Source organism: Streptomyces sp. YKOK-I1, assembly GCF_054660435.1.
The window spans coordinates 489,137-498,497 of sequence record NZ_BAAGDR010000001.1 but is presented as its reverse complement, the minus strand read 5'-3'; the positions used below and the strand labels follow the sequence as shown (position 1 = coordinate 498,497).

The 9,361-nt window shown below is 73.1% G+C and carries 10 protein-coding genes; 5 read left to right on the top strand and 5 right to left on the bottom strand.

Translation table 11 applies throughout. The features are described from left to right. Window positions 1-121 precede the first annotated feature (121 nt). Window positions 122-835 carry a chaplin gene (locus tag ACYQ8Q_RS02310; protein WP_460061323.1) on the top strand — a complete coding sequence of 238 codons (714 nt, stop codon included), beginning with the start codon at window positions 122-124 and terminating at the stop codon, window positions 833-835. A gap of 290 nt (window positions 836-1,125) precedes the next feature. On the opposite strand, the gene ACYQ8Q_RS02305 is transcribed toward ACYQ8Q_RS02310, so the two are convergent. After that, the gene (locus tag ACYQ8Q_RS02305; protein WP_460061320.1) at window positions 1,126-1,602 is read right to left on the bottom strand and encodes a nucleoside deaminase; all 477 of its coding nucleotides are present in this window, start codon (window positions 1,600-1,602) and stop codon (window positions 1,126-1,128) included. Between the two features lie 122 nt (window positions 1,603-1,724). On the opposite strand from ACYQ8Q_RS02305, the gene ACYQ8Q_RS02300 reads away from it, so the two are divergent. After that, on the top strand, window positions 1,725-2,501 hold the full coding sequence (locus ACYQ8Q_RS02300) for a GNAT family N-acetyltransferase (RefSeq protein WP_460061318.1): 777 nt from the start codon (window positions 1,725-1,727) through the stop codon (window positions 2,499-2,501). Between the two features lie 404 nt (window positions 2,502-2,905). Here ACYQ8Q_RS02300 and ACYQ8Q_RS02295 read toward each other — a convergent pair whose 3' ends face one another. Continuing rightward, on the bottom strand, window positions 2,906-3,613 hold the full coding sequence (locus tag ACYQ8Q_RS02295; RefSeq protein WP_460061316.1) for a TetR/AcrR family transcriptional regulator: 708 nt from the start codon (window positions 3,611-3,613) through the stop codon (window positions 2,906-2,908). Between the two features lie 178 nt (window positions 3,614-3,791). On the opposite strand from ACYQ8Q_RS02295, the gene ACYQ8Q_RS02290 reads away from it, so the two are divergent. After that, window positions 3,792-4,751, top strand: coding sequence for an NAD-dependent epimerase/dehydratase family protein (locus ACYQ8Q_RS02290; protein ID WP_460061314.1), 960 nt, complete (start codon window positions 3,792-3,794; stop codon window positions 4,749-4,751). An 85-nt stretch (window positions 4,752-4,836) separates the two neighbouring features. On the opposite strand, the gene ACYQ8Q_RS02285 is transcribed toward ACYQ8Q_RS02290, so the two are convergent. Next, window positions 4,837-5,100 (bottom strand): GlsB/YeaQ/YmgE family stress response membrane protein, encoded by a 264-nt coding sequence (locus ACYQ8Q_RS02285; protein WP_460061313.1) that lies wholly within the window; start codon window positions 5,098-5,100, stop codon window positions 4,837-4,839. 243 nt (window positions 5,101-5,343) lie between these two features. On the opposite strand from ACYQ8Q_RS02285, the gene ACYQ8Q_RS02280 reads away from it, so the two are divergent. Continuing rightward, window positions 5,344-6,789, top strand: coding sequence for a hydrolase (locus ACYQ8Q_RS02280; RefSeq protein ID WP_460061310.1), 1,446 nt, complete (start codon window positions 5,344-5,346; stop codon window positions 6,787-6,789). A gap of 80 nt (window positions 6,790-6,869) precedes the next feature. Here the strand turns inward: ACYQ8Q_RS02280 and ACYQ8Q_RS02275 are convergent, their stop codons facing one another. After that, window positions 6,870-7,313 carry an SPW repeat protein gene (locus ACYQ8Q_RS02275; RefSeq protein ID WP_460061308.1) on the bottom strand — a complete coding sequence of 148 codons (444 nt, stop codon included), beginning with the start codon at window positions 7,311-7,313 and terminating at the stop codon, window positions 6,870-6,872. Window positions 7,314-7,490: 177 nt separating this feature from the next. After that, entirely contained in the window at window positions 7,491-8,108 is a 618-nt protein-coding gene (locus tag ACYQ8Q_RS02270; RefSeq protein ID WP_460061306.1) for a sigma-70 family RNA polymerase sigma factor, read from the bottom strand. A 148-nt stretch (window positions 8,109-8,256) separates the two neighbouring features. Here ACYQ8Q_RS02270 and ACYQ8Q_RS02265 point away from each other — a divergent pair, with 148 nt between their 5' ends. Next, entirely contained in the window at window positions 8,257-9,222 is a 966-nt protein-coding gene (locus tag ACYQ8Q_RS02265) for a MerR family transcriptional regulator (RefSeq protein ID WP_460061305.1), read from the top strand. The last annotated feature ends 139 nt before the right edge of the window (window positions 9,223-9,361 follow it).

The window sequence follows — 9,361 nt, the reverse complement described above, 5'->3', positions numbered from 1 at the left end:
GACCGGGAGCGCCCGATGGGGTGAATGACGGATTGGGCATAACTCGTTCGGTTCGCCCGCGTTTTACCTGGTGCGGGCGAGTGCCCGCGACCTGTATGGCTTGTATGGAAGGCAGGGACCCATGAGACGGGCTACCCGAAACGGTGTGCTCGCCGTAGCAGCAGCCTCCGGCGCGATGGCCGCCGTGACGATGCCGGCGTTCGCCGACTCCTCCGCCGCCGGTACCGCGGCCGGCTCGCCCGGCGTGGCCTCCGGCAACGGCGTGCAGCTTCCGGTGCACCTCCCGGTCAACCTCTGTGGCAACACCGTGAACCTGGTGGGCCTGCTGAACCCCGCGTTCGGCAACAGCTGTGCGAACAAGGGCGCCGCGCCGAAGAAGCACGCTCCGGCGTCCGGGGCGGGCGCGACGGGCACGACGACCGGGTCGCCCGGAGCCGTCTCCGGCAACGGCCTCCAGGCACCGGTGGACCTGCCCCTGAACGCCAGCGGGAACAGCGTGGACGTCGTCGGGGTCCTGAACCCGGTGTTCGGCAACCAGTCGGTGAACGGCCCGGTCGACAAGCCCGAGCACCCGGCGCAGCCGGGCCGTCCGAGCACGCCGGTGCCGCCCACCCGCCAGCCCTCGGCTCCCGAGCCCGAGCCGCAGCGTCCCGCCCCGGGCACGAAGACCGTCCCGCACGCCCGGGCGCCCCAGACCCCGGCCTCCGAACGGACCGTGTCCGCGCTCGCCCACACCGGCGCCGACGCGACCGTGCCCGCCCTGGCCGGCAGCGCGGCCCTGGTCCTGGCCGGCGCGGTCCTCTACCGCCGCTTCCGCCCGGGCGCCCAGGGCTGAGCGCACGGGCTCGAACCTCCTGAACCTCCGCCGATCCGCCCCGCAGGCCCCCACGGAACGGGGACCTGCGGGGCGCATCGGCTCTCCCGCGACGGAAGCGCCGCACTCAGCCGCAGGCCGAAATCCCGGCCTCACCGCCGGGCTGGCGGGCGGTGCCGGGCCCCCGCCGGCGGGGGGTGGGCGGTGTCGGGCGGGCCGAGTCGTCCGGCGGGCAGAGGCGGCGCCGCATTCAATCGCACGACGGAGTCGGTGGCGCCCCACCGCCGGAGGGTGGAGGGATGCCGCTGACCTCAGGTGCCGTGGAATCGGCGGTGCAGTGCGCGTACCTCGTCGGTCAGCTCCGGGACCGGGCCCTCCACGGTCACTCCGGGGGCCACCTCGTGCACCGGCAGGGGCCGTACCGGGGCTGCCGCCGCCCCCCACTCCTCCAACCAGGTGACGAGCTGGGCGGACGAGGCGACGTAGACGATCCGGCCGAGGCCGACCCAGGCGTGGGCGGCCGCGCACATCGGGCAGTGCTCGCCCGAGGTGTAGACCGTGGCCGCAGCCCGCTCCTCGGGGGTCAGCCGCGCCGCCGACCAACGGGCCAGCTCGAACTCGGGGTGCCGGGTGCGATCGCCGCCCGCCACCCGGTTGTGGTCCTCGGCGAGCACCGTCCCGTCCCCGCCGACCAGCACCGACCCGAACGGCTCGTCCCCGGCCTCGAGCGCCTCGGCGGCCAACTCGACACAGCGGCGCAGATACGGCAGCTCGCTCTCCTCGATCACGGTGTACGGCCTCCTCGCGGGCGTGTCGATCTTCGGCGCCGCACAGCCTAGGCGGCACGGCCGAGTCCCGGCGCCGTAAATTCCGTTGTGGGGCGTGGCGCCGGGATGCTGGAGTGGGCCGTATGGATCATGCCGCGGTACTCGCCCTGTACGACCGGGACATGCGCGAAGGCGCCCGCCCCGAGAGCTCCGACGCCCGGATCGAGCGGACCGGGGGCGTGGTCCGCCACGTCGGCGGCGAGGGCGGCTGGAACGGGGTCCTCTGGTCCGACCTGGACGGCGCGGACGCGGACGCCGCGATCGCCGCGCAGGTCGCCTTCTTCGCGGGGCGCGGGGCGGAGTTCGAGTGGAAGCACCACGGCCATGACCGCCCCGCCGACCTGGGACGACGGCTCACGGGCGCCGGGTTCACCGCCGAGCCCGAGGAGACGCTGATGATCGGCGAGACGAGCGAGCAGCTCGTCGACGTGCCGCCGCCGCAGGGCGTGCGGATCGAACGGGTGACCGACGCGGCGGGCGTCGAGCTCATGGTCGCGGCCAACGAGAAGGCCTTCGGCCACGACGGCTCCTTCCTGCGGGACCTCGTGCTCGCCCGGCTCACCGCGGCCCCGGACACCATCGTCGCCCTGGTCGCGCTCGCCGGTGACGAACCGGTCAGCTCGGCGCGCATGGAGCTCATCCCGGGCACGCGGTTCGCGGGTCTGTGGGGTGGCGGCACCGTTCCGCAGTGGCGTGGCCGCGGCATCTACCGCGCTCTGATCGCCCACCGCGCCGGTATCGCCGCCGAGCGCGGCTACCGCTATCTCCAGGTCGACGCCTCCGACCAGAGCCGGCCCATCCTCGAACGCCTCGGCTTCGCCGCGCTGACCACCACCACGCCGTACCTCTACACGCCGTAGCCCTGGCCGCGCCGAAAACCGAACCAGGTCGCACCACGCGGCCAGGCAGCACCGCTCACGCCACAGGAGCGCACCGCTCCGCAGGGCCGGTCGAGCTGCAAGGGCCGGTCATGCCGTAGAACCGGTCGTGCCACAAGAGTGGGCCGGGCCACAGGAGCGGGCCGCTCCGTAGGGTCAGTTGAGCTGTAAGGGCCGGTCGTGCCGGAGGACCCGGTCGATCCGTAGGAGCGGGTCGCGCCGCAAGACCCGGTCGGGCCGCAAGAACCGTCAGACCGCAGCGCCCCGTCGCGCCGTGAAAGCAGGTCACGTCCCGGTCGCGCCGAAACCCGGTTACCCCCTGGCCTCATGTCGTGCCCGCGCCGCGCCGCGCTGGAAAGACCTGTCGCGCCGCGACCCCCGGCGGCTCAGCGCAGGCCGAAGCCGTCCGCCAGCAGGTCGAGCTGGGCCGTGAGCAGGGTGGCCCCGTCGTGTCCCATGCCCTCGAACTGGCCGGACACCTCGAGGCCGGTGGCGCCGTGCATATGTGTCCAGGCGAGTACGGCGCCCGCCAGGGCGACACCCTCCGTACCGGCGGGCACCTGCGCGCGGGCCCACTCGGCGACCGCCGGATCCTTCGCCGCCCACTCCGTCATCTGGCTCACCACCGGCCGCACCGAGGCCGAGGGGGACGCCTCCGCGAACGCGAGCAGGAACGGCCCCAGCACCGCCCGAGCGCTGTCCAGCGTGTCCGCGGGCGCCGTGTAGCCAGGCACCGGAGTGCCCTGGATCAGCAGATAGCGGTGCGGCTCGGCCACGGCCCAGGTCCGGGCGGCCGCCGCGAGCGACTGGAGCCGGACCCGGGGCGCGGTCCCCGCGGGCAGCACCCCGGCCGCCGCCGAGACGGCCCCCGCGAGATCGGCGTACGCGTCCCTGATCAGGTCCGTCAGCAGTGCGTCCCGGCTGTCGAAGTACCGGTAGAGCGCCGGGCCCGACAGGCCGACCTCCTTCGCGATCCGGGTCAGCGCCACGGCCCCCGTCCCGCCCTCGGCGAGCTGCCGGAGCGCGATGTCCTTGATCTCGGTCCGGGTCTGCTCGCGATACCGCGCCCTCGGGCTCTGCGCACTGCCGGCCACCGGCGCTCCTCTCTCCTCCGCGGCTGTCACCACGGCATCCGTGTTCCAGGTGACACACCCTAACGAAGACCCGGACCTCCCACGCTTGCTAGCCATCATCGCAAGAGTTACAGTCTCTAACTGTTGCGACTGGCCATCAGAACCGGATGGCCGGGAAACCCGCGAGAGGACCACCGTCATGTCTGCCGTCACCAGCGAGAACCGCACCCTGCACACCGTCCTCGGCTCCGGCCCCGCCGGTACCGCGCTCGCCCGGGAGCTCGTCCGCCGGGGACATGCCGTACGCCTCGTGGACCGCAAGGGCGAGGGCCCCGCGCTCGAGGGGGTCGAGCGGTACGCCGCCGACGTCAGTACCCCGGAGGGCGCGCGGGCGGCCGTAGCCGGCGCCGGGGTCGTGTATCACTGCGTCAACGTCGGCTACCACCTCCAGGTCGAGGCGATGCCCCGGATCCAGGAGGCCGTCCTCGGCGCCGTCGAGGACTCCGGCGCCCGGCTCGTCGTCCTCGACACGCTCTACCCGTACGGCGAGACCGGGGGAGCGGTGATGACCGAGGAGACGCCGTGGCGGGCGACGACCCGCAAGGGGCGCATGCGGGCCCGGCTGGACGAGCGGTACCTCGCCGCCCACCGCGAGGGACGGGCCAGGGTGGTGCTGGGCCGCTCCGCCGACTTCGTCGGCCCCGGCGTGCTCAACTCCACCCTCGGCGGAGCGGTCTTCCCGGCCGCGCTGACCGGCGGCGAGGTGCTCGGCATCGGCGACATCGACCTGCCGCACAGCTACACGAGCATCCTGGACGTGGCGACCGGCCTGGCCGCTCTCGGCGAACACCCCGAGGGCGACGGACGGGTCTGGCACCTTCCGACCGCGCCCGCCGTCAGCACCCGCGCGGTCCACGCGCTGATCGAGCGCCGCATCGGTGGCCCGCTGAACGTCCTGGTCGTCGGGGAGCCCCGTCCCTACGGTCCGTTCGACGCGGAGTTCATGGCCGAGTACGCCGAGATGTGGTACCAGCACATCGAGCCCCAGATCATGGACTCCTCCGCCTTCGAGCAGGCCTTCGGCGTCGCACCGACGCCGCTGGAGGAGACGGTGGCCGCGACGCTGACGTGGTACGAGGGGCTGCTCGGCGGACGGTGAGAGGCGCCCGGCGGGCCGGGGGCCGGGGCGGGCGGCGGACCGCCCGCGCGGGCGAGGATCGGCGCCCGCCCCGGCCCCGGCGTGCTCACCGGCGTGTCTTCGCCCGGTCCAGCGCCGTCACTCCGAACGCCGCGAGGCCGATCTGGATCAGCCACTCGATCCAGTCGACGCCCTTGGTGTCGGCCACGCCGAGCACCGAGGCGAGGGCCGACCCGATCAGCGCGGCCACGATGCCGACCCCTATCGTCCACAGCACGCCGATCCGCTGGCGGCCCGGCACGACCAGCCGTCCGAGCACGCCGATGATGATGCCGATGAAGATGGCACTGATGATTCCGTCGATCTCCATCTCCGCCCCTCCTTGGTGAGAGCCCGTCCCTTGGCTTGTGCCCGTTCCGCGGTGGGGCAGTCGGTTCCGGTCCCGTTGCCGACGTTTTTGCGCGCGTTATTGCCCGCGCTTGATGTTCACAGGGCTGTCATGCCATGTACCTTTCAATCAGTCCACGCGTGTAGAACCCTTCCTTGCGAGATCTACGCGCGCAGATCGCCGCCGCACCCGCCCTCTCCCCACCCCCTCACGGAGGTTCGCCGGATGCCCGGATCACCGAGACACCCCCGCAAGGTCACCACGCTCCTGGCCGGCCTCGGCCTGCTCGTCACCGGAGCCGCGCTCCAGGTCACCACCGCCACCCCCGCCCACGCGGCCACCCCCCACCGGATCCTCTTCGACGACGGCCACGCCGAGGAGGCGGGCAACGCGGACTGGATCATCTCCACCAGCAAGCCCGACCCGCTCTCCCAGGACTCCTCCCCGTCCTCGGAGACGGACTGGACCGGAGCGCTGTCGGCGTGGGGCGTCGCCCTGCAGAAGACCGGCGACTACAGCCTCAAGACCGCCACGAGCGCCCTCACCTACGGCGGCTCGTCCACGACCGACCTGTCGAACTTCGACACGCTGGTCCTGCCGGAGCCCAACACGCTGTTCACCACCGCCGAGAAGACGGCGATCATGAACTTCGTGAAGAACGGCGGCGGTCTGTTCATGATCTCCGACCACACCGGCGCCGACCGCAACAACGACGGCGAGGACGCGGTCGAGATCCTCAACGACCTGATGACGAACAACAGCGTCGACTCCACCGACCCGTTCGGCTTCTCCGTCGACTCCCTCAGCATCAGCTCGGACTACCCCTCGGCCATCAGCGACAGCACCGACCCGGTGCTGCACGGCTCCTTCGGCACCGTGAGCAAGAGCCTGATCGCCAGCGGTACGACGGCCACGCTCAAGCCCGCCGACAACTCCAGCGTGAAGGGCCTGCTCTACCGCACCGGCTACTCCGGCAACACCGGCGCCTTCTTCGCCACCAGCACCTTCGGCAGCGGCCGGGTCGCCTTCTGGGGCGACAGCTCGCCCATCGACGACGGCACCGGTCAGTCCGGCAACACGCTCTACGACGGCTGGAACGACTCAGGCGCCACCAACGCCGCCCTCGCCCTGAACGCCACCGAGTGGCTCGCCGGCGGGAGCAGCAGTGGCGGCGGTGACGACGGCGGCTCCGGCACCTGCACCTCCGCCCAGCTCCTCGGCAACAACGGCTTCGAGTCCGGCGCCAGCACCTGGAGCGCGACCAGCGGGGTCATCACCAACTCCTCCAGCCAGTCCGCCCGTACCGGCTCCTACTACGCCTGGCTCGACGGATACGGCTCCGCCACCACCGACACGCTCTCCCAGTCGGTGACCATCCCGTCCGGCTGCACCACCGCCGCGCTCAGCTTCTACCTCCACATCGACACGGCGGAGACCACCACCAGCACGGCGTACGACACGCTGAAGGTCCAGGTGCTCAACAGCTCCGGCACGGTCCTGAGCACGCTCGCGACCTACTCCAACCTCAACGCCGCGAGCGGCTACACCCAGCGCAGCTTCAGCCTGGCGAGCTACGCCGGCCAGACCGTCACGCTCAAGTTCACCGGCACCGAAGGCTCCACGCTCCAGACGTCCTTCGTCATCGACGACACGGCGCTCAACGTGAGCTGACCTGCCGCGCACGACCCGGCCCGGCCGATCCGCCTGTGCGGGCCGGCCGGGCCGCCTTTCTCGTTCCGGTGGGACAGGGGCTACTCCCGCGGGGCGCTCCTCGCCGCCGTGAAGGCGCACATCATCCCCAGGACCACGGCCAGGGCGCCGATGATGATGTTGTTGACCACGACACCGGCGTCCGGGCTGGTCCCGACGACCCACGGCGCGATGATCATCCACACGCCGAGTGCGCACATGGCCCAGCTCAGGCCGTACATCCGGGCCGGAGCGGCGGTGAATCCGAGGCCCAGCAGACCGATCGCGATGCCCACGATCAGGTTGTGGGTCATGAGGTCGGGCTGGCTGGTGGTGTAGTGGAGCACCCACGGCGAGACCGCGCAGTACAGACCGAGCAGGAACACCGGTCCGTCCACGAGTGCCACGTCACGGCCGCCGCCGAGCACGGCCTCGTAGCGTGCCCGCATCTCGGATACGTCGGGGTGGGTCGATATGTCACTTCTGTCTGGCGAGACGTTGGCCATCACTCGTCTCCTTCGACTGGCAGGCCTGACCGCGTCTGGTGCGGTGTGCGGTAAGCGCCGCGCACAGACATTCTGCGCTTATTCAGCCTTTATGTGTAGAGGCCGGAACAGTCCAATGTGCCGGGTGCGGCGCGATGCCGGGGAGAGGGGCTCGGGCGGCAACGGTGTGTGCAGCGTTTATGCGTCGAAAAGAGATTCGGGCTCCAGACGGACCCGCAGCCGCTGCATGCCGCGCCGCGCATGGCTCTTCACCGTGCCGAGCGGCCAGCCGGTGCGCTCCGCGATCTGGGTCTGGGTGAGGTCCTCGTAGAACGTCAGGCGCAGCACCCGCTGCTGGGGCGCGGGGAGCCGGGCGAGTTCGCCGCGTACCAGCACCCGGTCGAGGGCGGCCTCGGGGCGGTCCCGGTCCGGGTCGGTGAGGGCGAGCTGGGAGCCGGCCGCGGCGACGAGACGGAGCCGCCGGGACCGGGCCGCCAGGCTGTCGGCGATCCGGCGGCGGGTGATCCCCACGATCCAGCCGCCGAGGGTGCCGCGCTCGGGCCGGTAACCCGCCCGGCCCCGCCACACGCCCAGGAACACCTGCTGGCTGACGTCCTCGGCCTCCCGCGCATCACCCAGGGACCGCCAGGCCAACGAGTGCACCAGCGCGGACCAGCGCCGGTGGGCGGCGGCCAGGCAGGCCTCGTCGCCCGCCATCAGACCACGGGCGATCTCCTCGTCGGCGAGCGGCTCCGCGCCGGGCGCGGGCGCGGGCGCGGACGCGGACGGGACGGCGGGGGACGGCTGCGGGCTCATGACGACGGCTCCTCACGTCGGGCGACCCGTCCCGGGCCGGTGCGGGACGTCCTCACGGGGCGTGACCCCGTGAGGTCATCGTCCGAGCGGAACGCGGCTCCCCTCAACACGCGTCGTTTCTGCGTCGTATCAGCCGTAAAGTCGGCACATGAGCGAGTCCACCGCCTCCGACGACACCGGACTGACCACCGGCGCCCTGGCCCGCCGCCTGGGTGTGGCACCCACCACCCTGCGCTCCTGGGACCGGCGCTACGGCATCGGTCCCGCCGTGCGCGGAGACGGCCGGCACCGCCGCTGGCGCCCGGACGACGTGGCCGTGCTGGAGGCCATGTGCCGGCTGACCTCCGCCGGGGTGCCGCCCGCCGAGGCCGCCCGCGCCGCGAAGGAGGGCGCCGGCCCGCCCCCGGGCACACCGGCCGGCGGGGTGCGGGAACGGTCCCGGGAGGCCGGCGGGCTCCCGCTGGGCGGTGACGCCCGCCAGGAGTGCAGGGGCCTGGCCCGCGCCGCCGTACGACTCGACGCGCCGGCCGTCGCCGAACAGCTGGCGCAGGCCGTCGACCTGCACGGGCTGACCGCCGCCTGGCAGGAGGTGATGGTGCCGACCCTGCACGCCGTGGGACGCAAGTGGGCCTCGTCCGGGGACCGTTACGTCGAGGTCGAGCACCTGCTGTCCTGGCACGTCTCCACGGCCCTGCGCCGCGCCACCCGCCCTGCCGCGCCCGGCGACGTCACGGGCGGGCCGGGGCCGGTGCTCCTCGCCTGCGTGCCGGGGGAGCAGCACACCCTGCCGCTGGAGGCGCTCAACGCCGGACTCAGCCGGCTCGACGTGCCCACCCGGATGTTCGGCGCCGCCGTGCCCGCGGAGGCGCTGTCCGCGGCCGTCCAGCGGCTCGGCCCGGTGGCCGTCGTGCTGTGGGCCCAGGCCCGTTCCACCGCGAGCCTGGCCCTCGCCCGGCATGTCGCAGCGACCCGCTGGGGCATGCGCGGGGCCCGCCGCACCCCGTCCGTGGTACTCGGCGGCCCCGGCTGGGCCGGCCGCGCCCCCGGCCTGCCCCGCCCGACCGCCCTGGACGACGCCCTGGAAACGCTGGCGGCCGTCTACGACGCCGGGTGAGGCAACGCTCAGTCGTGCGACCGCTCAGCCGCCCAGCAGGGACACCCGAGCAGCCGCCCCTCAGCCGGCCGGGCAGCCGAGGTCGCCGCTCAGTCGGGGCAGCCGGGTGGCCGTCCAGCTGCCCATGCGGGCAGCCGAG

Coding starts and splice junctions, on each gene's coding strand:
- ACYQ8Q_RS02310 (WP_460061323.1), top strand. CDS start 122: ATGAGACGGGCTACCCGAAACGGTGTGCTCGCCGTAGCAGCAGCCTCC.
- ACYQ8Q_RS02285 (WP_460061313.1), bottom strand. CDS start 5,100: ATGGAGATCGACGGAATCATCAGTGCCATCTTCATCGGCATCATCATC.
- ACYQ8Q_RS02270 (WP_460061306.1), bottom strand. CDS start 8,108: ATGAGCCCGCAGCCGTCCCCCGCCGTCCCGTCCGCGTCCGCGCCCGCG.
- ACYQ8Q_RS02280 (WP_460061310.1), top strand. CDS start 5,344: ATGCCCGGATCACCGAGACACCCCCGCAAGGTCACCACGCTCCTGGCC.
- ACYQ8Q_RS02300 (WP_460061318.1), top strand. CDS start 1,725: ATGGATCATGCCGCGGTACTCGCCCTGTACGACCGGGACATGCGCGAA.
- ACYQ8Q_RS02290 (WP_460061314.1), top strand. CDS start 3,792: ATGTCTGCCGTCACCAGCGAGAACCGCACCCTGCACACCGTCCTCGGC.
- ACYQ8Q_RS02275 (WP_460061308.1), bottom strand. CDS start 7,313: ATGGCCAACGTCTCGCCAGACAGAAGTGACATATCGACCCACCCCGAC.
- ACYQ8Q_RS02265 (WP_460061305.1), top strand. CDS start 8,257: ATGAGCGAGTCCACCGCCTCCGACGACACCGGACTGACCACCGGCGCC.